The sequence below is a fragment of the Bacillus cereus group sp. BfR-BA-01381 genome (genome assembly GCF_022663555.1).
GTDB lineage: Bacteria > Bacillota > Bacilli > Bacillales > Bacillaceae_G > Bacillus_A > Bacillus_A pacificus.
The window spans coordinates 1-450 of record NZ_JAKUFR010000225.1 but is presented as its reverse complement, the minus strand read 5'-3'; the positions used below and the strand labels follow the sequence as shown (position 1 = coordinate 450).

The following is a 450-nucleotide window of genomic DNA, read 5'->3' as shown; positions in this document are numbered from 1 at the left end:
AAAGTTATGGGAGAGAAGATATTATTGTTGTAAAGACAGATAATTTTTATGTGAAAAGGGTTATTGGTTTGCCTGGCGATGTTATTGAGGTGAGAAATGATCAATTATATGTGAATCATGAAGTAATAGAGGAAGCGTATTTGTATAGTAATAAAAAACAAGCTGAAAAAAAACTTATGAATTTAACGGAGGACTTTGGACCGATTACAGTTCCTAAAAATAAGATTTTTGTTATGGGAGATAATCGCTTAATAAGCAGAGATAGTAGAAATGGTTTAGGACTCATTGATAAAGCAGATGTATTAGGAGAATTAGCGGCAATTTATTATCCATTTGGACATATGAAAATAATGAATTAAAGTAAAAAACCAAGCAAATTTCAGTTTGCTTGGTTTTTATGTTAAATCGTAGGAGACTCATTAAATTCATAGACGTCTTCATTGTTTTTGT

At 30.2% G+C, this 450-nt stretch carries 1 protein-coding gene; it reads left to right on the top strand.

All coding sequences use genetic code 11. The features are described 5' to 3' along the window. Nucleotides 1–359: signal peptidase I (gene lepB, locus MR079_RS28415; RefSeq protein WP_242295091.1), on the top strand; the 359-nt coding region annotated here is incomplete at its 5' end. Nucleotides 360–450: the final 91 nt, after the last annotated feature.